The following is a 24,755-nucleotide window of genomic DNA, read 5'->3' as shown; positions in this document are numbered from 1 at the left end:
AGTGTTTAATGGAATTTAATGTTCCTGAGGGCCTGCTGATTAGCGTTTGTCCGTTTTTTTATGTGCTGCAAACATTACATATGGAGGGATATCTTTTGAAAAGATGGAGTATGAACACAAAAAGTATGGGATGGATGCTTGCCCTGACACTAAGTCTGAGTGTGATCTGGCCAGCCACCGTTGGTGCGGAAAGCACCCAGGTTACTCGAATCCAGGCCAATACCTATGTTGGTGATCCTGGAGAGATGGTAGAGTCCTTTGACATTACTGTAGCGAATCCGGAGAAATATCAGAATCTGAAAGCTTCAGACTTCGAAATTACTGGAAATTATGATGGCTATCCCTTAAATGAAGCGGAAGAGATCATACAGAATGAGTATGAAGATGACGGAATAAAATTGACAATTACGGATCATACCATCCATATGGCGGTAAAGCCTTTTAAATATCCAGGTGGATTTAAGTCGGCATTTGCAGTCACAAGCAAGGCGTATCCTGAACTTTCTTTTGACGATAAAAATGTAAATGTAGTCAAAACTCGTACGGTCGATGAGTTTGAAAACGGACAATTTACAGGCAGTAATGGTGCGAACTTGTCCTATCAACTGAAACGAAGCACGTCCGAAGAACCAAAGCCGCTCATGGTATGGCTCCATGGTGGTGGCGAAGTTGGTACGGACGGGCGCAGCCATCTTACTGCAAATCGTGGAGCTGTAGTCTGGACGGAATCAGGGTATGATACTTCCGTACTGGCCGTACAGTATCCTGAGAATTACAGCTTCAAAATCTATGATAACCCGCAGCAACTGGCCCAGATGCAGGCGTACTTCGTGGCGCAGTATGAGTTGATTCAGAAGCTGGTTGCTGAAGGTGAAGTTGATCCGAATCGAATCTATCTGTCTGGTGTTTCCAGTGGCGGTGGTGGTGCCTTCCGTTTCTTGACACAATATCCCGATCTGTTTGCTGGAGCGATTATTGTAGCGGCCAAGGATACGGTAGCGGATTACACCGGATCTGTAGAAGCATTCAAAAAAGAACTGAAAGATATTGTGGATGTCCCAGTATGGATTATGCATGCCCAAAATGATCCAACCACTGACAGCCGGACAAGCTCTTTGGCTTATCAGGCTTTGACTGAGCTTGGAGCCAAGCATGTCAATATGATGCTGTATGACGATGCATACATGGATAGCCAAAGACTGTACGGTGGCATGAAGCATTGGTCATGGGTACCGGCTTTTGACAACAAAGAAGTACTTGCCGACCTGTTCCAACTAAGCAAAGGGACTTCAGGGGAACAGGATGGAGGTAACATAGAGCATGGAACAAAACCAACGGAGCCTGTGACAAGAGCGCAGATCGCCCTCGTGCTTGCCAACAAGTTAAATCTTCCTGAAGTATCCGAATCTGCTTACCCGTACACAGATTCTGCTCCTGAATGGGCTCGTCAGGCCATTGCGACAGTGACCAAGGCAGGATTGATGAAAGGTGTCAGCAATCAGATGTTTGCCTCGGGAGAGGAAGTAACACGTGCACAGATGGCAGTGATCGTAGACCATATTTTGACGAGTCGCGGTTGGAATGCTGCAGGCGAGTCAACTGTAGTATTGTTCAAGGATTTGAATGATAAGCATTGGGCTTATGAAGCCGTTCAGAATAGTGCCAAAGCCGGTATTATGTCCGGTATGTCCAAAGATCAATTTGAGTCATCGAAGTCGGTTACAGGTGCTCAGCTGGAGCTGATTCTACAACGATTGGAACAATTGCCAACCAACTAAGTTTTATAACCAAACTATTATAGTGATAAATAATGAGAGGAATGATTGATATGACTACACCATTTCCGAAAGACTTTCTATGGGGCGGCGCTGTAGCAGCCAACCAACTTGAAGGAGCTTATAATACAGATGGCAAAGGTCTTTCTGTTCAAGATGTCATGCCTCACGGGATTACAACGCCTAGAACGGAAGGTCCTACAGAGGATAACCTGAAACTGATCGGGATCGATTTCTACAATCGCTACAAAGAGGATGTTAAACTGTTTGCTGAAATGGGCTTCAAAGTGTTCCGTACATCCATCGCTTGGTCCCGTATCTTCCCTAAAGGTGATGAAATGGAGCCAAATGAGAAAGGTCTGCAATTCTACGATGACCTGTTCGATGAGTGCCACAAATACGGGATTGAACCACTCGTAACGATCTCTCACTATGAGACACCGCTGCATTTGTCCAAAACGTATGATGGCTGGGTAAACCGTAAAATGATCGATTTCTACGAGCGTTATGTAACAGTGCTGTTCAACCGTTTCAAAGGCAAAGTTAAATACTGGCTGACGTTTAATGAAATCAACTCCATCCTGGAGGAACCATTCATGAGTGGTGGGATCTACACGCCAAAAGCAGAACTGTCCAAACAGGATCTGTACCAAGCGATCCATCATGAACTGGTAGCCAGTGCCTTGGCTGTGAAACTGGGTCATGAAATTATGCCTGAAGCGAAAATCGGCTGTATGGTACTGAGCATGCCTACGTATCCGTTAACTCCGAACCCGGATGATGTGGTTGCAGCGATGCATGCGGAACAGCGCAATGATATCTTTGCTGATATCCATGCACGTGGTTACTATCCGAAATACATTAATCGTTATTTCAAAGCGAATAATATCAATATCAAGTTTGAAGATGGCGATGCTGAAATTCTGAAGCATACTGTAGACTTTATCTCGTTCAGTTATTATGTAAGTATCTGTGAGACAGGTGATCAGGAGAAACGGGTTGAAGGAAAAGGAAACCTGTTCGCAGGTGTGCAAAACCCTTATCTCAAAGCGAGCGAGTGGGGCTGGCAGATTGATCCGCAAGGACTACGCGTAACGCTGAACAAATACTGGGACCGTTATCAAAAACCATTGTTTATTGTCGAAAATGGTCTGGGAGCAGTTGATGAGCTGATCACGGACGAAAATGGCAATAAAACGGTGAACGATGATTACCGTATTCAATACTTGAATGACCATCTGGTACAGGTGGGCGAAGCTCTTGAGGATGGCGTAGAAGTGATGGGTTACACGTCATGGGGCTGTATTGACCTGGTAAGTGCTTCAACAGCAGAGATGAAGAAACGTTATGGTTTCATCTATGTAGACCGCAACAATGACGGTTCAGGAACACTGGATCGTTACAAGAAAAAATCTTTCCACTGGTACAAAGAAGTTATTGGTACGAATGGCGCAAGTCTTAAGAACAACAACGAGTAAATATTAGTTCTTAAAGCATGGTTGTACACGCACCTTCTTATGTCACATTAATGCACATTAACCGCTTTCACAAAAACATTGTCATATGGATAATTATATGGTAAGATGGGCCTAAGGCTAATGAATACTGGATTGTTACTGTTCAATCAGGCAAAACCAGAAGCAGGGCATATCTCGTGACCTGCTTTGGTTTTGCCTTTTACTACTTTGACGGTGCAAGGTGATGTGAAGAAATGAAAATTGAGAAGGTGCTGAACAACAACGTAGTTACCGTAATTGATCCGGGAGGAAACGAACTGGTCGTTATGGGACGTGGAATTGCCTTCAAAAAGCATACTGGTGAATCGATTGACGAGAGTCTCGTCGAAAAAATATTCTCGCTTGAAAGTAAGGAAGTATCACAGAAACTCAAAACACTTCTGTCTGATATCCCGGTTGAATATGTCGAGTGCTCGGATGAGATTATCCGTTATGCCGAGACGGTGTTAGGTGAGAAGCTGCATGAAAGCATCTACATTTCACTGACGGATCATATTCATTTTGCCATTGATCGACATCGTCAAGGATTGCAGATCCGTAACGCATTGTTCTGGGAGATCAAGCGCATGTACCGGAAGGAATATGCCATTGGACTCAAGGCGCTACAGATTATTGAGGAAACGTTAGGTGTCCTGTTACCCGAAGACGAATGCGCATTCATTGCAATGCATCTGGTTAATGCCCAGATGAACGGTGAGATGAGGGAAACGATCAGTATTACGAACATCGTTAAGGACATACTTAACATTGTAAGACGTAGCTTTGTGATCGAACTTGATGAAGATTCATTGAGTTATTATCGATTTTTAACTCATCTGAAGTTCTTTGCCCAACGTGTGTTGCAAGGAATGGCGATTGAAGATAAAGAAGAAGATAATCCACTTCATGACTTGGTGAGCAAGCAGTATCCGGAAGCACATGCATGTGCAGTAAGGATCAGTGACTATACGCGTAAGATCTATAATCGGGTGTTGTCCAAGGAAGAAATACTGTATCTGACCATTCATATTGAACGAGTTGTCAGAAATGAACAAACAATTGAATAAAGTTAGGATTGTTACTGCTAAAAAGGCAAAACCTAAACGTTGAATAATGATAAGCTTTTCTGCTTTGTCATTATTCAGTGTTTAGGTTTTTTTTTAACCTTCATTACACATAAAAGGAGCAAAACACAATGGATACACAACAATTGTCCAAGGATATACTGAAGCTTGTTGGTGGCGAAGAGAATATCGATCAAGTCACACACTGTATGACAAGACTCAGATTCAACCTCAATGACAACAAAAAAGCGGACAAAGCGACGCTAAAAAATACACCAGGCGTTATGGGTGTTATGGAGAACGGTGGACAGTTCCAGGTCATCATTGGTAACGATGTACCTATCGTGTATAACGCACTTGTTGGCAACATGTCCAAATCTCCAAACGCAGATAATGCAACATCAAGTGCTTCAACTGGGGAAAAGAAAAAGAGAAATCCAATAAGTGCGCTGTTCGATTTCATCTCAGGTATGTTTACACCAATCCTGCCTGCGATTACGGGTGCAGGTATGATCAAAGGGATCGTGGCGATCCTGGTCGCACTTGGATGGTTGTCCGATACCAGCTCAACCTACATCATTTTGTCAGCAATCGGCGACGGTGCATTCTACTTCCTGCCAATCATTCTGGCGATAAGTGCTGCACGTAAGCTGGGTAGTAATATGTATATTGCTGCGGCGCTTGCTGCGGGCATTATGCACCCGACCATTACAGCATTACTGGCAGATGGTCACAACTCATCCTTTATGGGGATTACAGTCATAGCGGCAACGTATTCTTCTACAGTTATTCCGATTGTTCTGGCAGTTTGGATTGCTTCATATGTAGAGAAAGCCGTTGATCGTGTTATACATGCTTCACTTAAGTTACTCATTGTTCCAACAGTTACCCTTTTAATTATGGTTCCTCTGACGTTGATGACTGTAGGACCACTCGGTACTGTTCTTGGTAATGGTTTGTCTGGTGGTATTTCATGGTTGTTCGATAACATGTCCATCTTCGCAAGTATCCTGATTGGTGGTACGATGTCACTGCTGATCATTACGGGTATGCACTATGCGTTGTTGCCAATCGTTGTAGGTTCAATGACAACACTGGGTTACGACTTTATTATTCCACTGATGTTTGCAGCTAACCTTGCACAAGGTGGCGCAGCATTTGGGGTGGGACTCAGATCGAGAAATAGCAAAACCAAATCCCTTGCCTATTCCACAGGTCTTACGGCTATTATGGGGATCACGGAACCAGCGATGTATGGTATCAACATGAAGTTCAAAAAACCATTTATCGCAGCTCTCAGCGGGGGTGCTATTGCTGGTGCATTTATGGGAATCTTCAATGTTAAATCTTATGTTATTACAGGACTTGCAGGTCTGCCGAGTATTGCGGCATTTGTCAGTCCAGCAATTAGCACTTTGATTTATGCTCTGGTTGGTGGTTTGATTGCCATCGTAGCTGCAGCAATCATTACGTATATCCTGGGCTTCCAAGAAGAAAATGCAACTGAGCCAGCAGCACCAGCAGCTGAGCCTGCAAAATCAGCAGTAACGACTTCTGTTGTAACTGAAGAAGCAAAAGCACAAGATGAGCAAGTATTCAGCCCGATCACAGGTGAAGTTAAACCGCTGAGCGAAGTTCCAGACCCTGCATTCTCTGAAGAGATTATGGGTAAAGGATTCGCGATTCAACCATCTGAGGGACGTGTTGTATCTCCGATCAACGGTACAGTATTCTCGTTATCGAAGAGTGGACATGCCATTGGTCTGGTAAGTGATACAGGCGCAGAGATGTTGATTCATATCGGGATTGATACCGTGAAGCTGAAAGGTCAATTCTTCTCTCCTAAAGTTCAAGCAGGTGCGAAGGTTACCGTAGGTGATGTATTGATGGAGTTTGACCGGGAAGAGATCGAAAAAGCCGGTTACACGACGATTACACCTGTTATTATTACAAATATGCATCAGTATGAGTCCATTGAATCTGCTGGTCGCACTACGATCAAAGAAAAAGACTTGTTGTTTACAGCTAAAGCTTAACCATAAAAAATGAAACAGCAGCTTCACCGGAGTGTAATCCGGTAAAGCTGCTGTTTTTTTGCTTATAGCTTTTACACGGGAAGCATATCCTGCACCAATTGCACAAAATGTTGTGCAGGCTTGGACAGATAGCGGTTTTGTAGCCAGACCAGCGCCGAGCCAACCGTGGAATGCTGATCCTGAATGCAATATACGTGGAAAGGGTGCTCTTGGTATAGCTGCAGTACCGTATGAGGCACGATGGAACTGGCGAAGCCGAGTCGGACCAGCTCGAGCAACATATTAATGTCTGAGCACTCACCCATGATGGAGGGGGTAACCTGATGCTCCCGGAACTTGTCCAGAATCAACTCGAACATGCCGAGTCCCTCTGTACTTGGAAGCAGTAGAGGGATACCTGTAAGCTGTTCAAAATAAGTCCCCATCTCCACTCCTGGTCCCATCTCTGTCGGACTATCAAGTGGTGTCGAAGAAATATAGAAAAGGGGCTCCTGTGGCAGATGCAGCACCTCATAACGTTCAGTCTGGACAGGCATGCGTACACAGGCAAGTTCAACTTTGCCATCTTCCAGCAATCGGCATAATTGCGCAGATTCATTTTGTTGAATTTTATAGGTAACCTGTGGGTGGGTGGTGCGAAACTGTTGCAGTGCTTGCGGGATCAGGCGATCCGATATGGTATTGATGCCGATCGCAAGTTTGCCCCGGATGCCATGACGGAAACTTTGCATCTCCATTACAGCTTCCTCCATATATTTGGTCAAGGTAACCGCATAATCATAGAAGCTGCGACCCGCCTGCGTTAGCTCCATCATACGTCCTTTGCGTTCAAACAACATTACACCAAGCTCTTCCTCCATTAACTTAAGCTGCTGGCTTAAGGGTGGCTGAGCCATGTGAAGTCTTCGGGCTGCTGCTGTAATCTGTTTCTCCTCAGCAATGGCAATGAAATAGCGACATTGTTTGATATCCAAGTGGTTGTTCTCCTTCGCTTGCAATGTATATGTAATTCGTATGGAAAGCCAACAAAACATGTATTTTTAATATACTACGATCTTATGTTACCATACATTAGATTTGCATACCTGACTAACAGGGTTTGGTTTCTATATCAATATTACTGCATGAGAAAGACCTTGAATTGGAGGATAAAACAACGTGGTTAAAACAATACATGATGCTGCTCAAGCGGGCCATACCGATGAGGTCATTCGATTTATCACACAACAGGGTAACCGGTTGAACGAACGGGATGCATTGGGGCGGACACCTCTGATGGCTGCGGTGCACGGTAACAAGATAGACACGGCAAGGATGCTAGTGGACGCCGGAGCCGACATTAACCTTCAGGATGCACGATTGGACAACCTGCTGTTATACGCGAGTGCTGAGGGTATGTATAACATGGTCGAATTGGCGATTACAGCAGGTGCAGATACGAAGTTAACGAATCGTTTTGGCGGCACAGCTCTTATCCCGGCAGCGGATCGGGGCCATGTGGACATCGTGGAGCTTCTACTGACACGCAGTGATGTGGATGTGAACCATATCAACAACCTGGGATGGACAGCCTTGCTGGAAGCGGTCATTTTGGGGGATGGTGGGCCGCGTCACCAACAGATTGTTGTCTTGCTTTTGCAATATGGTGCAGATCCAAAGATTGCGGATCGGGACGGGATTACACCGCTTGCACATGCGAGCCGGCATCGGTATGCCGAGATGGAACGACTATTAACCCAAGTCTGAAAAGGCTTGTACATTTATGATACAGACAGTGAAAGGATATTCCAAACGAATGAACAGACATCAAGAGCATTTTTCACAAAAGAATATGAAGGACGTATCTTCACTGATTTTGGCAGGTATACAGTGGTTTTTCTACCTGTTTACCAATACCGTTGTTGTTCCGCTATCCATTGGACATAATTTTCATCTGTCTCCTGATGCTATAGCTGCGTCGATGCAGCACGCATTTATTCTTACCGGAGCAGTGTGTATTCTTCAAGCCGTATTTGGTCATCGATATGCGATTATGGATGGTCCGTCAGGGTTATGGTGGGGATTGACGCTAAGTTTGACGGTGTCTGCTTCATCGGCCGGTATGAGTCTGGAGCGTATTGGCGGTGGGTTGGCTGCAGGTTTTCTGTTAGCGGGACTAACGATGGTGATTCTGGGTTGGCTGGGAGCAGCGCAAGTGCTACAAAAGCTGTTCACACCTATGGTGAAGAGTGCCATGTTGTTTCTAATGACGATTCAATTAACCATGAATTTTTTCAAAGGCATGATTGGATATACGGAGTTTGGCCGCTTCGATCTGCCTGTTGCCGCATTGTCCGTTGTCATTGCATTTTTGGTGGCATGGATTCAATTAAAGGGAAGGGGGAAACTGGGGAACTACGCGATCCTGATTGGGATTGTAGCAGGCTGGATCGCTTATAGTCTGTTGTTTCCTGGACAACATGGCGGACAGCCTAATCAGGCCCCGGCTGGTCTCGAACTGTTTCCGTGGGGAGCACCCAGATGGGAACCGGGTATTGTCATTACTGCATTTTTCGTGGGACTGGTGAACATGACGAATTCGATCACCACATTAAGCACAGTTGAGAAACTATACCGGACAGAAACAACAAGTCGTCAGTATAGGCATTCCTATGCGCTAACGGGTCTGTTCACGATGTTGTCAGCCTGTGTAGGTGTGCTGCCCTTTGGTTTATTTGCATCATCGATCGGGTTCCTGGAGAGTACTCGCATTCTGCGTCGTGCTGCCTTGATTATTGGAGCGGGGATGTTATGTATGATGGGGCTTACACCTTCAGTGACAGCATTTTTTGCACAAATACCACCAAGCGTCGGCAGTGCGGTTTTGTTCGTGGCTTATCTTCAGATGTTCGGCACGGCACTAAGAACGCTTGAAGGTACAACGTTTAATTCTAAAACGATCTATCGTGTAGCGCTGCCGGTCCTCACGGGAGTTGCGGTCATGAATATTCCTGCTGAGGCCTTTCAAACTTTGCCCATGTACCTCATTCCGATCATAAGTAATGGTCTCGTCATAGGGGTATTGGTCTCACTGGTTCTTGAAAAAACCGTGAACTGGTCCAAAATGGAACAACCAGCGACAGTTAGTAAAGCGGCATAAAGAGTTTCATCTTGCGACAGTCCAATTTGATTGGGCTGTTTTTTTGTTTTTTTGTTATCAGGCTATATGGCATCTAACTATTTCACAATAATTTTGCCTTGTCCTGCAAGCATTCGCATCTCTCTAGAGAGACGGTCCTGGTTCCCATCCTGCATTTCGAGTTGAACACCATAATGCCATGAGGTATTTTTTTCTTGACCCCAGCGGAGAGTGCCTTCCATATATAGAGGGTCTTCAAAGAGCAGCATATTCATTCCAATCCGAATATCGTTATTCTCTACAGGCAGGGACAGCGGAAATGACAGCTGACAGCCGGATCGACTGATATCGCAGAGTTCGGCCTGAATGGGTTTGGCGGGTGCGTTAACCCCGTTGATGCTGAGAATATAGATCTCAAAGTGGATTGGTTCCTTCAACGTGTAGCGAAAGGGTTCTTTTCTATTGTTAATTGACATGGCTTGGCTTCCTCCATCAGGTTCAAAAAAAGTCAGTTATGCTTATATCGACCATTTGGAGCGAGAAATGAAGAGTTGCGCAAGCAGAGATGGTCCATGGGTTCCTTTTACACGTGTATCAGGCTTGATATAATGATGGAATATATTTCTGAGGTCAGACCTGGATCAGACAGAAGGGACGGGTGAATATGAGAGGAACATTTCAAATGGTTACAGATACGGCAACATTGTGCCTGTATGATCTGGCAGCGTTAAAACATCGGCTTGAGGATACTTCCGACTGGTGGTCCATTCCAGTGGATGAGCTGGCTGAGGTGAATGCAGGGCATTGTCTGTTCTTGAATCTGGGAGCGGATGGAGTGTATGAGGTGGAATGGAGCCTGGAGGATGTAGAGGAGGATTCAGATCCAGATCACACAGCGGAACGGGAAAAGGTGTATCATCTGCAAGTTCCGTCTGGGCACGTCTATCTGGGAGCGGCGGATGATGTCACTGGTGATGAATTGGAGCCGGATGAGACGTGTGAAGGGGTTCTGTTTCAGTTAAAGCCCGGAAATTATGCGTGTATCATCTCCAGAGAAGCCAGTCGGATCACCATTGTCATGACACCAAGTATTCAGGGAAATAACACGCTGGATGAATTAATCCGGATATAGTGTACATATACAAACAGGAGGGATTCATATGCAGGAATGGAACGAGATAACGATGATGAATGCAGATGCCCTGCGTAAACAAATGAGAATACTCGCTGCTTTGGATATCATCTTTTCGGAGGAAGAATGGCTACGCGTACATCATTATGAAGCTGAACTTCAGCCAGGTGTGGCATGGGGAAGCATCAATAACGGCGCAGGTGATCATCTGCATGTATTGTTTACGAACTCAGGCACGTTGATCAAAGGATTTGATCATGAGTCACCCTTGAGCCCACATGCTCGTGAGGATGGTGAGATCTACCCGGGCATGTATGATGAAGTGCCGGAGACTTTGATGACTGTTCTCCGAGATCAGGAGGAAACGTTGGATCTGGAGGATGTGACCTTTTGCCTATGGCAGGAAGGGAACGACTTGCCATGGAAGGTTGGTAACTGGATTCAGCTGGCGATGGCCGAGGAAGACAAAGTGGACGCTAGAGGTGGCGCAGAATTTTTGCTGGGATATGTGGAGAAGAACCCGGAAGATTACGCTGATTGGTCCAAAGGGTACTATGACTTGCCGGATCTGCCGTTGGAAGCCGTAGCTGAAGTATATGAAGGAAAACCGGTGACCGCCAGACTGATTAAGCAGTTGTGTCCTGAGCGAGATGTGGCAGCCACACTGGGTGAGTTGCAGCAACGCGGGTACGCCGTGGAACAAACGTAATGGAGTAGCAAAGGAGGGAAGTAAGCCATGTACAATGTACAACTGGAACGTATGCGTGAAAAGTTGATCACTCTCCGAAGTCTGGACCCGGATCTGGAGCTGTTTGGCGCAGAAAACCATGAATATGAAATGGCGTCTGTGTGGACCCAGAAGGATATTACGCAATTTGAACAGAAATGGCGAATTGAGTTGCCGGAGGACTATAAGGTATGGCTTCTTCATATGGGAACCGGTGGTACAGGACCTTATTATGGTCTGGAAAACCCGGATGACGGCGTATACGCTGTGCTGGGTTATGATGATGAGCTGAATGCGATCTCGGACCCTTTTCAATTCACGGAAGCATGGAACTGGAACTATGACTGGTTCGATGACAGCAAGGAAGAAGAGGAATGGGAAGCGCTGGAACATGAATATTTTGATCCAAAATGGTCGGCAGGCATGCTGCGCATCAGTGATTTTGGCTGTGGCATCTCCATGAATCTGATCGTTAAGGGAGCCTCTTACGGAGAGATCTGGGTTGATGACCGGGCTAACCGCAATGGAATCTATCCTGATCAGTATTGGGGCAATACGAATCGATTACATTTTCTGGACTGGTATGAGTTGTGGTTGGATCGTTCAATCCATCAAATGCATGAACAAAAGCAATCATCTGGAGCAAAAGAAGTCTGAGGGAGGTTGTACATATGGGCTGGGAATATGGAATTAGCACAACAGAACCTGCGATTTTACCTGAAGTTGTGAAGCGTTTGGCAAGTGTATTAACGTTTACCAACATGTACAGCTTAGAACACCAAGCCAACAGCTTTGTATTGAAACGTGAAGATCCTTCCTGGCCTAGAGCCCTTGAAGTGTGGATAGAAGAGGCATCCGGATTAGAAGAGATTGTGGATGGGGAGTCGTATATCTACTGTTTATTTCATATCTGGGGTGAAGAGGCGCGGAGCTGGATGCATCAGATGGAGCGAGAAACCAGCCAGGTTGATGGTGGTTTAATCTGGTTTGAACTCTGATCGGTAGAAGATTTGCCTGAAACAGGAGGAACATATATGACTAACAAATCAAAGAGAACAATTCCTGCGCTCATATATCAGTATCAAGGTCCACAGCGGAATGTGGGTTTTGTTTTATCCCCTTTATACATAGAAGAATCGGTTGAAGTAGAGATGGAAGACATGCTGTTCATATATAATGAAGACTTTGACTATATTCGTCCTGCATTGGATCGCGCATTTCCCTTAACTGACCCGCGAACTGGAGAAGAGATGAAGGCTCTTGATCCCTGCTGGGAGAATCCGATTACGAAGGAAGTGTGGGTGGGGATTTTATCAGAGCTGGATCAACAGGTGGTTGCAGAGCCAGAATTACGGATGTTTTTGAATCAGTTCACCACTTGGGTGAGAAATCATCTGCAATTGGCTGACGGGATCGAAGTCACCGGGAACCTATAAGTTAGTTGATCTTGGATTGTTCATGCTTGTGTGTAATTCAGTATATCGGCGGCCGATTTGCTAGGTAATCAAGCTCCCTCATGATGATGGCGGGGCTTTTTATAATGAACAAATATTAAAAACCGTTTGCTTCACTCACCCGTCTTATACCACAGAAAGAGAGAGAAGGAGGGATGTACAGACCGAAGACGAGACGGATTTTGTGCAATCCATTATGGAACATCAAGATACGCTCATTTCTATTGCTTACAGTTATCTGCGTAACCGGCAAGATGCGCTGGAAGCTGTGCAGGAGATGACGTGCCGTGCTTGGATCAAACGTCGTACGCTGAACAATGAGAAGGCGTTCAAATCTTGGATCATTCGAATTCTGATCTATGTCTGCATCGATGAACAGAGGCGCCGCAAGCGGGCGACACCTCTGGCGAAGGAGGATATGGAGGACAGCATTCCGGCATCTTGGATGATTAGCGTTGATGATAATCGAATCGCTATGGAATCTCTTTTGCAAAAGGTGAAACCGAAATATCGCCATGTATTATTGCTAAAATATTATAACGACATGACACTGACGGATATTGCCTCCATCCTCGGCAAACCGGAAGGAACGATCAAGACCTGGCAGCACAAGGGACTCCAACAGTTGCGCAAGTTGATGAAGAACAGGAGGGATTGGCATGACCACTAACCCGGAGGAGAAAGCACTTCTTGCAGATGCATATCAGGTAAAAAGAGAGAAACAGCAATGGAATCCGGCGGATACGACTGTTGCGATTCAACGTGGTCTCGCGAAGGGCAGAACAAAACGATCAGGTAGGATCGTTCATATCAAATGGATTACGGCAGTGCTGGTCACGGCCCTGGCCGCGGGTTGGTTTCTCTTAGGTCCGCTTGGGAGTTATGGTCAAGAGCAGGCAACATATACTGAGCCTGTAACCCATTGGGGAGTGCTAGAGCCCTTTCGTGGCCTGCTAACTTCGGATATGGACCGTGCTACGATTACTTCAACGCTCAATCATGGTTATGTGCAACTTGTGGATCGGACGGTTACATCGGGCATATATCAGTTTACCGTGAATGCGGTTATGGCAGATGAGAACAGGATAACCGTATTGTATACCGCCAAGACGGATGCTTCGCAAGAGATGTATTCGACTGTTGATATGAAGATGACGGATGCTTCCACAGGGTACTTGCTTGACAATGGAAGTGCAGGAGGTGTGCATTTTTCGAAGGATAAGTATACCATTTATGGACGGAATACAATTGAGCGAAGTCGAAATAAACTGCTGCCTGAGCAAGTGAATCTTCAGTTCCAGTTGTCTTCAGTTGTGCCAGATGTGGGGGATTATACAGACAAGGGGGAGAAAGAACGAAAATATCAATTTTCCAAAAAAATGAATGTTTCTTTCCCTCTGGATCCCAAGTTTTCTATCCCCAAAACGGAAATCATCAACGTTAATCGGACCTTTACCGTTGGGGGTCATGAAGTTACGTTGTCCGAAGTGGAATTATCACCGCTTGTGACTCGGGTTAGAATTGTTTTTGAGCCGGAGCAAGAGATCGATTACAAAACGAAGTTGTCGATCAGTGAAGTCGTTCAGCCTCTTGAGATTGTAACTACCACTAAAAACGGGAAACAGACCAAGTTATCCATGGTAGGCGGGAGCGGAACGGAAGACGGAATGATGTATTCTTTCAGTAGCAATCTGTTGGACCATCCGGAGTCCATGGTATTAAAACTTCGTGGTAAACCAGATAAGGTCTATGATGATTTGCAGGAAGCCAAGAAGGATGAACTGGAAATCAAAATCAAATAAGATGAACTAACTGGCAATACTCTTATTCAGATTAGGTGGATGTTAGTGAAAGCAGAGAAGGGATGTCCCTCAAGGTTGTAAGCCTTGTGAGACATCCCTTCTTAAATAAGAAAAGCTGCTGATCTTATACAGTTAAAATATCTACTCCCAGAGCTGGAAGAGTCAAATTTTGATCCAACCTCTCGCTGGTCAACAAGCTCTGATACGGAACGTCCAGCGTAATCTCTCGTTGCTCATTCGTCAAATTGATCAGGAAGAGAAATTTTTGCTCCCCCTTTGTTCGAATCGACAGCTCGACACCTTCCGGCAGCTGGAATTTGGGCGCCAATTCCTTTTTCTTCAAAATGCCTTCAAACAACTGATAGAAATACGATGGCTCCGGCCAAGTGCCGACATAATACACTTCACCTTCACCAAGCTTATTGACAGTAACCGCCGGTACACCCTCGTAAAAGTCATTGTCATACCAGGCGATCGGCTCTGCCCCTCGCAGTTCCAATAGATCACACCATTGCTTCGCAGCAAATGTCTTGCCCTCCGCGTTCCGTATCCGATGCTCACTGTTGCCGATGGCATCATATTCACTTACCACAACACCCGTCGCTTCTGCCAGTAGCCCCGGTAGAGGCAGCATCTCACATACATTCCTCATGTTCTTCACACCAGTCCGATTGGTGAGGACAACCGTACCACCCTTGGCTGCGAATCGCTCCAGTCGCTGTGCTACTTCTTCACTTAACAGGAAGAGGGAAGGGACAATGACTAGCTTGTACCCGTCGAGCTCCTCGGTCCAGTTGATAACGTCTGTACCAACACCCATTTTCAGAAATGCATTATGCATGGAGGACAAGTTGTCTATATAGTGCATTCCCCCTTCCGCCTGCGGCTGAAGGGAAAGTGCCGTATGCTGATCATGCGAATGCAGAATCGCAACCTGAGTAACAATGGTTGAGTCGGCCAGCAGTTCTCCTAACTGGTTCACCTCGCGAGTAAGCTCTGCAAACTCCCTGAACCTGCGTCCAGGAACATTGCTGTGGTCGATCAGCCCATGCCAGAACTGCTCTGCTCCCACGGTAGCACTCCGCCAGCGGAAATGGACGACCATATCCGCACCGCGGGCGATTGTCTGCCATGAGCGAGCTCGGATCAGTCCAGGATAGGGGGTTCGCTGAATCGGCATCCAGGCGCCCTGCGCTCCGCTGAGCTGTTCCATTACCCAGAAATTCCGGCGTTTGATGCCGCGAACCAAGTCCAGCGTAAGCGCGCCGTTCCTCGGAAACCGATCGCCATAATCGCGATACAGCTCATTTGGATAATAATCAACAGAGACGAAGTCCAATTCGTTGTGCATATCATAATAGTCCAGGCTATTCGGATACTGCCACATGTTATGCGTCACAAATTGGCCTGGACAGTTACGACGTAAAATCTCAAGCTGCCATCCCAGCAGATAGCCTACGCTGTCAGAACAAAATCGCTTGTACTCCAGAAGATAGGAAGGATTCATCGGTTTGCTGGCACCGAGTGGTGTTGTTACCTCAGCCCAGCTGCTGTACTCACCACTCCAGACGACCGTACCCCACTCCCGGTTCAAATCCTCCAGATTGGAATAACGCTTTTGCAGCCAAGCGACAAATGCACGATTACATGTATCACAATGGCACTCCTGGTAGTGCATCTCGTTATCGATTTGCCAGCCTATGACGGCGGGGTGCTTACCATAGCGCTGTGATATCGCTTCCACAAATTTGGAGCCCAGCATTCTCAAGGAAGGGCTGTTGTTGCAACGATGTCCACGCACACCTGGACGGATGATGTGGCGTTGTTCATCCATGGGCAGCACATCCGGATAACGGGTTGTCATCCAGTTTGGCGGGGTATTGGTGGGGGTGCATAACACAATTTTCATACCACGCGAAGCGAATACTTCTATAGCCGCATCTAGCCATTCAAACTGATAATTACCCTCAGTCGGTTCCATTCGGCTCCAGGCGAACTCCGCCATTCGCACAACTGCAACCCCCGTCTGTTGCATAAGTATGGCATCTTTCTCCCATAACTCCGGGGTCCATTGCTCCGGATAATAATCAATTCCGATCTTAATTGTCATCCTGCGATCTCCTTTATTTATCAATATATTGCGATTATATGTTATATTAATTCGAGTGAATATCTTAAAAAATTAATATCATATAACAATATTAAGATCAGGAGAGTTAGTCGTATGCCTCATCCCAATCGTAATTTTCCAGTTTTATCTGCCCGAGACAAACTGCTCCCTTTTTATTTGCTTGGCATCGGCCTGCATCATGAACAGGAGCATATCCGCCGAGACCAAGGCATTGAGGATTATCAGTGGATACAATGCCGCAGCGGTGTGGGCAAGCTCAAGCTAAGTGAAACGGATCATATCGTCAAGCCAGGTATGGGCATGCTGTTGTTCCCTGGGCAGAAGCACGAATACTATGCGCTATCCGACAGTTGGGAAGTCGACTGGATCATTTTTGATGGCAACGGGTCAGCAAACTTATTTGAAAACGTGGGCATTGTCGACAGATGTGTATACACGCTTGCACAACCTGAATATCTTCTATCCCGAATGCGGGAGCTGCTGCAAGCTGCCTTAACACCACAAGAGCAGACATTAAGCAATTACGCCTGCTCCGCTGTCCTCTATACCTTATTGACAGAGATTATTCAACGCGTATCTGTCGAGGGCAGCGATACCGTCGGGCAGCAGTATGAGCGAATAAAGCCGGTTCTGGACTATATTGAACAGCATTATGCTGAAGAGATTACTTTGCCAATGCTGGCTGGATTGATCTGTGTCACACCAGAATATTTCTGTCATTTGTTTAAGAAGACGACAGGTATTCGTCCCATCAGCTATGTTAATCAGGTAAGAGTCAACAAGAGCAAGGAACTGCTGCTCGATAATGTGCAACGCGGGATGGAGGATATTGCTCGTCAAGTCGGCTTCGAATCGACCAGCTATTATGGAGCCATCTTCAAGAAGCTGGAACGAATCACACCCGGTACCTTCCGCCGCAGCTATCAGAAGTCGTAACATATTATTATCCGCAAGCGAATGGTTTTTCTTCAGAGGCCTTAGGAACTGATCCGAGGGCGGATCAGTTCCAAGTTGTATCACATAGTACTCGTTAATAGAGCCGCTAATTAGCGGCTCAATTTTGTGTGAACGAATGGCCTGGTTTTATGTTTTTTCACTATATCTGATCTGCTGTTGCATAAAAATGATAATTGTTGTCTTTTTGCAATTTTTGTATTGTCACAGCCAAAGTTACACGATATAATCGAGTTGTCTTTGAGGATAATATTATAAAGGATGGTGAAATTTTGAAGAAATTTTCGATGCTTTTACTTGCTGTAACTCTATTGTTGTTAACTGTCTCCACAGCCCCGTCTACATATGGTGCTGCCAGTTATCCGAACACAGGTACGAACGGGTTGACTGGTTTTGCAGGCAGTGCCAAGAATGAAAATGGTGTATCCAAGTCAGCTACGACAGGTGGCAAGAACGGTCAGGTGGTTTACGTTAGTAATCTCAATGACTTGAGAACACATATGGCGGGCTCTACAGCCAAGATTGTCGTCGTTGAACAGAATATTTCTTCCTCCACGCTGCAAAAGGTTGAATTTGGAGCGAACAAGACACTTGTAGGTTCCTTTGGCAAACATACATTAACGAATATTCATTTCAGATCCACAAGCAGTTCAAGCAATGTGATTTTTCAGAATCTGACTTTTGAACACGCTTCCAATATTAATGCCAATGATGATATCCAGATGTATATCACTTCGGGCTCCAATTACTGGATTGATCATGTGACGTTTGCTGGTCACAGCTACAGCTCTGGCGGTAGTGATCTGGACAAACTTCTGTATATTGGCGATCGCGCCGACTATATTACGATTAGCAATTCCAAATTTGCGAACCATAAGTATGGCGTCATCCTCGGTCATCCGAATGATGGGAACAGCAGTTACAATGGTGTGCCTCATGTGACGATGTCCAACAATTACTTCGAAAATTTGTATGTGCGTGGTCCTGGACTTTTAAGATATGGTTACTTCCATCTCAAAAACAACTATGCCAACAACTTTAATCAGGCCATCACAATTGGTGAAAAAGCACGGATTTATTCCGAAAACAACTACTTTGGTGCTGGCGCTGAAAAGGGCGGCATCCTGGATGACAAAGGAAAAGGGGAGTTTACCGATACAGGCAGTACGCCGGCTCTGAATAGCCCGACTTCTCCTAAAACCAACTGGAGACCAAGTTCCAATTACAGTTATCAGGTAGAGAGTGCCAGCTACGCGCGTGAGTTCGTCACCAAGTATGCAGGCTCTTCCAATACGACACTTGTATTCGGAAAGTAAGAGCTGCTGCACATCCATTCACGACCAAAAGGCCTGTCTTGTGCGCCATAACGCATAAGACAGACCTTTTTTGTTTGTAAAATGATATGCTTGCATATCATTTTACAGTTCATATAAATTTTTAATTAACAATACCGATATACATAAAGTAGCGCTGATTTCATACTTGTGAAGTTAATATGTACTATGTTAAGGCGCTGCGTATTTGCGATTTGTGCATAAGCAGGACCAAAGACTAGTAGATGTAGTACAGAAAGGCCCTACAGTTCACATTTAACCTACATAAAAGGACGGGGTATGCATGGATCGTATGGACGAAATTATTTGGAAAAGGAACAAATTAATCGGTATCATTTTGTGGATTATTATTGCCATTGGTATGGGTCTGGCCTTTATGATGCCGAAGTTACTTGTGTCCAATGGAGTAGCTCTGATCTTTGTAGTTTGGATTACATACGCTAATGTGAAAAAGAAACATATTCATCTCATCCCATGGCTGATTACCGTATTACTGACAATATGTGGAGTCTATGTCGGTTGGGGAACGGTTAATTTTGCGTTAAGTTTGGTCATAACCGCAGTTCTGTTGTTATTTCCTAACAAGAAATTTTTTGTTGTTGGATTTTCGGTATTACTAGTCAACAGTGTTCTTCAGTTATTTGTTATGAATACCGTTGACTCTGGTGAGCTAATGGGTAATATCGTCAATGTGGGACTATTTGCTCTTACGGGAGCTGTTTTGATGCTGGTCTCACAATTGAATCAAAGGCTCTTCCATGAAAGTGAAGTACGCCAGAATGAGGTGGAGCACTCTAAACAAAGAGTGGAAACTATGCTGGAACGTGTGAAGGAATCGGTCGAAGGTTTATCACGTTATACGGATCAATTGAAGCAAAAAGTGAATGCGACTGGCTCCATCACCAATGAGGTGACGCTTGGGTTCAGTGAGGTTGCAAAAGGTGTTGAGTTCCAGGCGACCAGTGTGGCCGAGATTTCGGAATCCTTGTCTGTGTCGGATCAGCATATCAAGGACGTTGCTTCGTATTCCCAGCAGATGAAAGAGTTGTCTGCAAGTATGGCAACAAGCACGCAAACTGGAAGCACACAGATGGACCAGCTAAACATCCAAATGCAAGATCTATATGAAACGATCAATACAACTGCAAATGACATGCGAAAGTTCAACGAGGAAAGTGAATCCATGACGCTTATGTTGAACAGCATAGTGGATATTGCGAGTCAGACCAACCTGCTTGCACTCAATGCAGCCATTGAAGCCGCTCGTGCGGGTGAGCATGGACGCGGGTTTGCTGTTGTATCAGAGGAAGTTCGCAAGTTGGCAGAGAACTCGGGTCAGTCCGCAAGTGATATCGGAACCATCCTGTCTCGATTAAAAGGGCAGACGCAGGCACTGACGGATCGATTCGAACGCATTCGTCAATCGTTACAACAAGGAAGAGATAGCGTCCATACGGCAGAGGAAGTATTCCGTACGATCAACAGCAACTCTCAGCATGTGTTGAATCAAGCGACAGATATCGAGACTAGTTCGGCGACGATGAAGGAATCTTCCACCAGAGTTGTGAATGAAGTTTCCGAGATTTCGAGTGTAACGGAGCAATCCAGTGCAGCGACAGAAGAGATTCTGGCAAGCATGGAAGAACAACGTAACCTGACACAGAAGATGGTAGAGAGTTTTGGAGAATTGGAGCAACTGATTGTAGACCTGAATGAATTGGTAGCGGATCATCAGGCTTCTTCCGTTGGGAACAAACTTTAATATTAATAGTTGAGGGCCTGTCGGTGCGTATTTAGCGTACTGGACGGGCCCTTTTTTATCTGCAAAACAGCTTGATGCCGACATTTTTTTCCTATACAGTGTGTTGTGTAGAGCATGAAGAGAGTAGAACTAACAATGTAAATGGTAGTTAAAAGAAGATGTTACCTCATGGGGGAGTAAAAGCTTGAAAAATAAAGGAATGAAAGACAGCTCGGCCTACGATGTCCGTACATATGAGGTTAGGAATGATAATTGCGCTGCACGCGTACACTTTTATGATCAGCATTCGCTCAAAGACATGGACTGGCCCGATACAGAGGATGGCAGATATGCCAGAGCTTATCTGGAACCTATGATGCTGGACGGGACCCAAAGTTTTATGTCCAACGTGGAAACGACATTGTTGCTCGCCCGGATTGATGATCTCGTTATTCCGCTGACGGTGAATGATACAGAGTATGATAATGCTTACGTTTGTTCGCCATATACGCATTATGTGAGTTACGCCAAGCAGGAATTGACCATGTTGCAGAAGCCTGTGTTGGAAAAAGTTCTTTCTGTGCTGCTCGGTCTAATAGGTTGGGGAATGAAGCAATCGCAGATCAACAAAGTTGTGCATGTTAACAACTGGTTGTTGTCCACCAATCTGTATCCAGCCATGTCCGGTGAACAGGCGGAATGTCTGCTTGCATCGGTACAAGAGCGATACCCTGAGCATGTCATTGTATTTCGCTCCTTGTGTCCGGGACTTCATCCCGATCTGACGGCGAGGCTAACGGAAGCGGGGTGTAGACTGATTCCGAGCCGACAAATCTACCTGTATCAAGCGCATGATCCGAACTTTGGCAACTCCAAGTCGCGCTGGCTGTTGAAGCGGGATTACGAATTATTGGGCAAGCATGGATACGAATTCGTCTACGAAGCAGATATGACAGATGCAGATATTCCGCGAATCGTGGAGCTATACAAGCTGTTATACCTTGAAAAATACTCCTATCACAATCCCCAGTTTACGGAACGGTTCATTGCTGCTGCGATGGCATCTGGAACACTCAGACTGTATGGACTGCGGAAGGAAGGACGACTGGATGCGGTCATGGGTTATTTCTGCCGAAATGGAATCATGACAACGCCGCTCTTCGGTTACGATACAGCGGTGCCCCAGTCCGTCGGACTATACCGCATGTTATCGGCATGCCTGATCGGACAGGCTCGCGAGAACGGCCATCTGTTACATGAGAGCGCCGGGGCTGCGCAGTTCAAACGCAATCGTGGTGCTGTGGCGGATTTTGAGTATTCGGCTGTGTATGAGCGCCACCTTCCATGGGACAGACGCTGGTGCTGGCTGCTGCTTGATCGGTTGTTGAATCGCGTAGGTGTGCCGCTGATGCGCCGCATGAAGCTGTAGACAGACACAAAAACGTGCTTACGCTGCCCTATGGGGGGCGTGCAAGTTTGACTGCACACTTGCACAACCAACTGGTCGTCGGATACGCACACTTGTGCGCAGTCGTTTAATTTAGACATGCTCTGCGAGTTGCACCTCGAAGCCATCTGGATCTGTAATGTAAATAAACCGCAGATGCGGATTGGGCTGAATGGGGCCGCGCACAATCGGAATATTCAGTTCTGCCAGTCGTTCCATGGCTTCATCCAGCGAGTTCACCTCATAACCGATCGACACGCCAGCCTCTGGTTTAAGAATCGATTCACTGCCCTCAATCAGTTCCAGTTTGGCTTCATTCTCCATGCCAAGCATGGCAATCTGCCGTCCACGGCTCTCGAATCTGCGTTGAATTGGAAGTCCGAGCATGTCGTGGTAGAACCCGAGTGAAGCTTCCAAATTACTGACCCTCAGCGTGATCCAGTTTAATTTGATCAACATGGGTGAATCTCTCCTTTTTCTTGCATGATATGTATTTTTGTTACGTTCATTATACGATAGGCGCTAGCAGGAACCTACTGCTTATCAGAAAACAATAAAATAGCTGCCGAAATATTCGGCAGCCAGATGGTGTAATCTCGGTCATTCTAACGAATTATTGAATCAGATCAACGGCTGTTTGTGGCACAAATGCCTCTACACCGTTATAAACAATGACACCTTCCAAAGTTGTCTTTTTGCCGTTCACCAGTGCAATATTTTTATAGATTTGCAGTTCCAGTTTGGTGTTACCTTTTGTTACGAGGATCTTCGGATTTTTGGCGTCCGTCAGGTCCAGTTTGTACGTCGCGCCTTTGGCTGTAAATGCCTGTTGGGCAGGTACAAACAATTGTTTGCTCACGCTGTCGAGATCCAGATCCAGTACACGAGCCATATATTTGGCGACATCCGTGTTATCAATCACACCGAATGGACGGTCATTGTTCGGAGCATACGTGTACAGCACAACATCTCCACCTGTATGACCACCGGTTGTCCAGCCAATCCCTGCACGTTTGCTGATCATTGGACCGATTGCATAGTTAAGACTGCCCGGCTCGGCCGCTTTAATGGTGGCAATCTCCTCGGAAGTCAGGTCCGTAATGCCATAGTACTGTTTCATCACTGCTTTGATGTTTGTGCGCTTGGCATTCAGCTTCGCTTCAACGCCCTCGCCTGTCAGCTTGGCCTTTTTCAAAGGTCCGATAAATGTGGACAATGGCTCTTTGTCATAAGTGCCGGAAGTTGCGTTGTTACCAATGGTGAGTCCACCATTACCGTGGTCCGTAACAGCCACAACGGCCGTCTCTCCATCGCCTTTGGCAAAATCCATGGCTACTTTTACGGCATCGTCAAAAGCCAGCACGTCACTGATAATACCAATCGGATCATTGGCATGAGCTGCCCAGTCCACTTTACTGCCTTCGACCATCAGGAAAAAGCCGTCTTTGTCTTTGGACAGTACTTCAATGGCTTTGGATGTCATCTCGGCAAGGCTTGGCTGCTTCGCAGGATCACGGTCCATATTATAAGCCATGCCTGCGGGTGCAAACATACCCCACAGTTTGTTCGAATCGGATGCTTTCATTGCAGCTGGTGTAGTGACGTAATCGTAACCCAGTGCCTTAATGGACGAAATCAGATTCTCGCCGTCTTTACGTCCGGCTGGCTCAAGATATTTGCTACCTCCACCCAACACAACATCCATGCCATTGTAGACTTGTTGTTTGCTGAGTGCATCGTAGTTTTTACGGTCCGGATAGTGAGAGGAGAAGTCTGCTGGCGTAGCGTGCATAATCTCGGATGTAGCGATAATGCCGGTTGCTTTACCCGCCAGTTTGGAAGCTTCCAGTACGGAAGCAACCGGTTTTCTTTCGTCTCCAGGCGCAATAGCCTTCTGTCCAGGCATGGTAGCCTTGTCCGGCAGTACACCGACAAATCCGGTATGAGATTTATAACCTGTTGCAAAAGCAGTTCCGGCAGGAGCCGAGTCGGCAATCGGCGCATCGGCGGAGTGTGTCCGAACCATGCCGCTTGCCATGGAGTCCAGTGTCAAGGATGAGCCCTTATACCAACGAGCCAGAGCGGTAGCATCGTTAGCCATACCGTCAGGAATCAGAATAATGACATTTTTAATCGGTGATGCAGATGTCGTTGAGGTGGTGTCTTCCACAGCCCACGCTGCACTGCTACCTCCGAGTGTAGCTGTAACAATTGTTGTCACCGCGAGCATCATTTTGGCTGCACGGACATTAAACCGGTTTAACATGAATGCATCCTCCTAGAATATATGTATAGTTTGGTATCCCTAACCAAGTGTATACAACAATTGCTAAACTAACGTATGAAATGGGTTAACTATATGTAAAATTTACGATTAGTGAAGGATGCTGGAATTCAGGTGAACTGGACAACGTGAGGAGTCGACGATTTTAGAGACAGTTCAAAGATCATATAGTGACGATAAAAAAGATATTGCGAACGCTTACATTGTGTGCTAACATCACCATAACAACAGGATTGTAACCGTGTTTAGGGCAATGCCTG

Annotated in this window: 22 protein-coding genes; 17 read left to right on the top strand and 5 right to left on the bottom strand. The window is 46.0% G+C overall.

The window, feature by feature from the left end:
- Positions 1-95 precede the first annotated feature (95 nt).
- The 4 genes from NST33_RS23255 to NST33_RS23240 all read left to right on the top strand — a co-directional run bounded on the left by NST33_RS23255 (position 96) and on the right by NST33_RS23240 (position 6,371).
- Positions 96-1,778 carry an S-layer homology domain-containing protein gene (locus tag NST33_RS23255; protein ID WP_336765106.1) on the top strand — a complete coding sequence of 561 codons (1,683 nt, stop codon included), beginning with the start codon at positions 96-98 and terminating at the stop codon, positions 1,776-1,778.
- Between the two features lie 44 nt (positions 1,779-1,822).
- The gene (locus NST33_RS23250) at positions 1,823-3,253 is read left to right on the top strand and encodes a glycoside hydrolase family 1 protein (protein WP_336765139.1); all 1,431 of its coding nucleotides are present in this window, start codon (positions 1,823-1,825) and stop codon (positions 3,251-3,253) included.
- 233 nt (positions 3,254-3,486) lie between these two features.
- Complete coding sequence (locus tag NST33_RS23245; RefSeq protein ID WP_145323608.1) at positions 3,487-4,338, top strand: PRD domain-containing protein; 852 nt, start codon at positions 3,487-3,489, stop codon at positions 4,336-4,338.
- A 128-nt stretch (positions 4,339-4,466) separates the two neighbouring features.
- Positions 4,467-6,371 carry a beta-glucoside-specific PTS transporter subunit IIABC gene (locus tag NST33_RS23240; protein ID WP_221824500.1) on the top strand — a complete coding sequence of 635 codons (1,905 nt, stop codon included), beginning with the start codon at positions 4,467-4,469 and terminating at the stop codon, positions 6,369-6,371.
- Positions 6,372-6,442: 71 nt separating this feature from the next.
- On the opposite strand, the gene NST33_RS23235 is transcribed toward NST33_RS23240, so the two are convergent.
- Positions 6,443-7,345: a LysR family transcriptional regulator gene (locus tag NST33_RS23235; RefSeq protein WP_221824498.1), complete on the bottom strand. Its 903-nt coding sequence runs from the start codon at positions 7,343-7,345 to the stop codon at positions 6,443-6,445.
- 184 nt (positions 7,346-7,529) lie between these two features.
- Here NST33_RS23235 and NST33_RS23230 point away from each other — a divergent pair, with 184 nt between their 5' ends.
- Positions 7,530-8,117 carry an ankyrin repeat domain-containing protein gene (locus tag NST33_RS23230; protein ID WP_339305258.1) on the top strand — a complete coding sequence of 196 codons (588 nt, stop codon included), beginning with the start codon at positions 7,530-7,532 and terminating at the stop codon, positions 8,115-8,117.
- A 49-nt stretch (positions 8,118-8,166) separates the two neighbouring features.
- Complete coding sequence (locus NST33_RS23225) at positions 8,167-9,510, top strand: uracil/xanthine transporter (RefSeq protein WP_339178456.1); 1,344 nt, start codon at positions 8,167-8,169, stop codon at positions 9,508-9,510.
- A 77-nt stretch (positions 9,511-9,587) separates the two neighbouring features.
- Here NST33_RS23225 and NST33_RS23220 read toward each other — a convergent pair whose 3' ends face one another.
- Complete coding sequence (locus tag NST33_RS23220) at positions 9,588-9,965, bottom strand: PilZ domain-containing protein (RefSeq protein ID WP_036617371.1); 378 nt, start codon at positions 9,963-9,965, stop codon at positions 9,588-9,590.
- 188 nt (positions 9,966-10,153) lie between these two features.
- Here NST33_RS23220 and NST33_RS23215 point away from each other — a divergent pair, with 188 nt between their 5' ends.
- The 7 genes from NST33_RS23215 to NST33_RS23185 all read left to right on the top strand — a co-directional run bounded on the left by NST33_RS23215 (position 10,154) and on the right by NST33_RS23185 (position 14,604).
- The gene (locus NST33_RS23215) at positions 10,154-10,621 is read left to right on the top strand and encodes a DUF6386 family protein (protein ID WP_237177123.1); all 468 of its coding nucleotides are present in this window, start codon (positions 10,154-10,156) and stop codon (positions 10,619-10,621) included.
- Positions 10,622-10,649: 28 nt separating this feature from the next.
- On the top strand, positions 10,650-11,330 hold the full coding sequence (locus tag NST33_RS23210) for a hypothetical protein (protein ID WP_339178452.1): 681 nt from the start codon (positions 10,650-10,652) through the stop codon (positions 11,328-11,330).
- A 27-nt stretch (positions 11,331-11,357) separates the two neighbouring features.
- The gene (locus tag NST33_RS23205; RefSeq protein ID WP_339305255.1) at positions 11,358-12,005 is read left to right on the top strand and encodes an SMI1/KNR4 family protein; all 648 of its coding nucleotides are present in this window, start codon (positions 11,358-11,360) and stop codon (positions 12,003-12,005) included.
- A gap of 14 nt (positions 12,006-12,019) precedes the next feature.
- A complete protein-coding gene (locus NST33_RS23200; RefSeq protein ID WP_339305253.1) occupies positions 12,020-12,346 on the top strand; it encodes a hypothetical protein in 327 nt (108 codons plus the stop codon).
- A gap of 36 nt (positions 12,347-12,382) precedes the next feature.
- A complete protein-coding gene (locus NST33_RS23195) occupies positions 12,383-12,784 on the top strand; it encodes a hypothetical protein (protein ID WP_339178444.1) in 402 nt (133 codons plus the stop codon).
- A gap of 214 nt (positions 12,785-12,998) precedes the next feature.
- The gene (locus NST33_RS23190) at positions 12,999-13,472 is read left to right on the top strand and encodes a sigma-70 family RNA polymerase sigma factor (protein ID WP_339178442.1); all 474 of its coding nucleotides are present in this window, start codon (positions 12,999-13,001) and stop codon (positions 13,470-13,472) included.
- Complete coding sequence (locus NST33_RS23185) at positions 13,462-14,604, top strand: DUF4179 domain-containing protein (RefSeq protein WP_339305251.1); 1,143 nt, start codon at positions 13,462-13,464, stop codon at positions 14,602-14,604. The genes NST33_RS23190 and NST33_RS23185 overlap by 11 nt, the downstream gene beginning before the upstream one ends.
- A gap of 124 nt (positions 14,605-14,728) precedes the next feature.
- Here NST33_RS23185 and NST33_RS23180 read toward each other — a convergent pair whose 3' ends face one another.
- Positions 14,729-16,714 carry a beta-galactosidase gene (locus NST33_RS23180; protein ID WP_339305249.1) on the bottom strand — a complete coding sequence of 662 codons (1,986 nt, stop codon included), beginning with the start codon at positions 16,712-16,714 and terminating at the stop codon, positions 14,729-14,731.
- Between the two features lie 114 nt (positions 16,715-16,828).
- Between NST33_RS23180 and NST33_RS23175 the strand changes: the two genes are divergently transcribed.
- The 4 genes from NST33_RS23175 to NST33_RS23160 all read left to right on the top strand — a co-directional run bounded on the left by NST33_RS23175 (position 16,829) and on the right by NST33_RS23160 (position 22,193).
- A complete protein-coding gene (locus NST33_RS23175; protein WP_339178436.1) occupies positions 16,829-17,671 on the top strand; it encodes an AraC family transcriptional regulator in 843 nt (280 codons plus the stop codon).
- Positions 17,672-17,976: 305 nt separating this feature from the next.
- Positions 17,977-19,005, top strand: coding sequence for a pectate lyase (locus NST33_RS23170; protein ID WP_235200863.1), 1,029 nt, complete (start codon positions 17,977-17,979; stop codon positions 19,003-19,005).
- A gap of 310 nt (positions 19,006-19,315) precedes the next feature.
- A complete protein-coding gene (locus NST33_RS23165) occupies positions 19,316-20,785 on the top strand; it encodes a methyl-accepting chemotaxis protein (protein ID WP_339305247.1) in 1,470 nt (489 codons plus the stop codon).
- 184 nt (positions 20,786-20,969) lie between these two features.
- Positions 20,970-22,193 (top strand): GNAT family N-acetyltransferase, encoded by a 1,224-nt coding sequence (locus tag NST33_RS23160; protein WP_339305245.1) that lies wholly within the window; start codon positions 20,970-20,972, stop codon positions 22,191-22,193.
- A gap of 111 nt (positions 22,194-22,304) precedes the next feature.
- On the opposite strand, the gene NST33_RS23155 is transcribed toward NST33_RS23160, so the two are convergent.
- Together NST33_RS23155 and NST33_RS23150 are read right to left on the bottom strand one after the other, a co-directional pair.
- The gene (locus NST33_RS23155; RefSeq protein WP_076328197.1) at positions 22,305-22,670 is read right to left on the bottom strand and encodes a VOC family protein; all 366 of its coding nucleotides are present in this window, start codon (positions 22,668-22,670) and stop codon (positions 22,305-22,307) included.
- Positions 22,671-22,824: 154 nt separating this feature from the next.
- Positions 22,825-24,477, bottom strand: a complete 1,653-nt coding sequence (locus tag NST33_RS23150; RefSeq protein WP_339305242.1) for an alkaline phosphatase — start codon at positions 24,475-24,477, stop codon at positions 22,825-22,827.
- Positions 24,478-24,755 lie beyond the last annotated feature (278 nt).

Source organism: Paenibacillus sp. FSL L8-0435, assembly GCF_037965655.1.
In the GTDB taxonomy this organism is placed as follows: domain Bacteria; phylum Bacillota; class Bacilli; order Paenibacillales; family Paenibacillaceae; genus Paenibacillus.
Note: the sequence above shows the minus strand (reverse complement) of the source record. Positions and strands in the feature narration are given on the sequence as shown.

Coding starts and splice junctions, on each gene's coding strand:
- NST33_RS23170 (WP_235200863.1), top strand. CDS start 17,977: ATGCTTTTACTTGCTGTAACTCTATTGTTGTTAACTGTCTCCACAGCC.
- NST33_RS23210 (WP_339178452.1), top strand. CDS start 10,650: ATGCAGGAATGGAACGAGATAACGATGATGAATGCAGATGCCCTGCGT.
- NST33_RS23220 (WP_036617371.1), bottom strand. CDS start 9,965: ATGTCAATTAACAATAGAAAAGAACCCTTTCGCTACACGTTGAAGGAA.
- NST33_RS23150 (WP_339305242.1), bottom strand. CDS start 24,477: ATGTTAAACCGGTTTAATGTCCGTGCAGCCAAAATGATGCTCGCGGTG.
- NST33_RS23195 (WP_339178444.1), top strand. CDS start 12,383: ATGACTAACAAATCAAAGAGAACAATTCCTGCGCTCATATATCAGTAT.
- NST33_RS23185 (WP_339305251.1), top strand. CDS start 13,462: ATGACCACTAACCCGGAGGAGAAAGCACTTCTTGCAGATGCATATCAG.
- NST33_RS23215 (WP_237177123.1), top strand. CDS start 10,154: ATGAGAGGAACATTTCAAATGGTTACAGATACGGCAACATTGTGCCTG.
- NST33_RS23180 (WP_339305249.1), bottom strand. CDS start 16,714: ATGACAATTAAGATCGGAATTGATTATTATCCGGAGCAATGGACCCCG.
- NST33_RS23190 (WP_339178442.1), top strand. CDS start 12,999: ATGGAACATCAAGATACGCTCATTTCTATTGCTTACAGTTATCTGCGT.
- NST33_RS23200 (WP_339305253.1), top strand. CDS start 12,020: ATGGGCTGGGAATATGGAATTAGCACAACAGAACCTGCGATTTTACCT.
- NST33_RS23245 (WP_145323608.1), top strand. CDS start 3,487: ATGAAAATTGAGAAGGTGCTGAACAACAACGTAGTTACCGTAATTGAT.
- NST33_RS23225 (WP_339178456.1), top strand. CDS start 8,167: ATGAACAGACATCAAGAGCATTTTTCACAAAAGAATATGAAGGACGTA.
- NST33_RS23165 (WP_339305247.1), top strand. CDS start 19,316: ATGGACGAAATTATTTGGAAAAGGAACAAATTAATCGGTATCATTTTG.
- NST33_RS23175 (WP_339178436.1), top strand. CDS start 16,829: ATGCCTCATCCCAATCGTAATTTTCCAGTTTTATCTGCCCGAGACAAA.
- NST33_RS23155 (WP_076328197.1), bottom strand. CDS start 22,670: ATGTTGATCAAATTAAACTGGATCACGCTGAGGGTCAGTAATTTGGAA.
- NST33_RS23240 (WP_221824500.1), top strand. CDS start 4,467: ATGGATACACAACAATTGTCCAAGGATATACTGAAGCTTGTTGGTGGC.
- NST33_RS23205 (WP_339305255.1), top strand. CDS start 11,358: ATGTACAATGTACAACTGGAACGTATGCGTGAAAAGTTGATCACTCTC.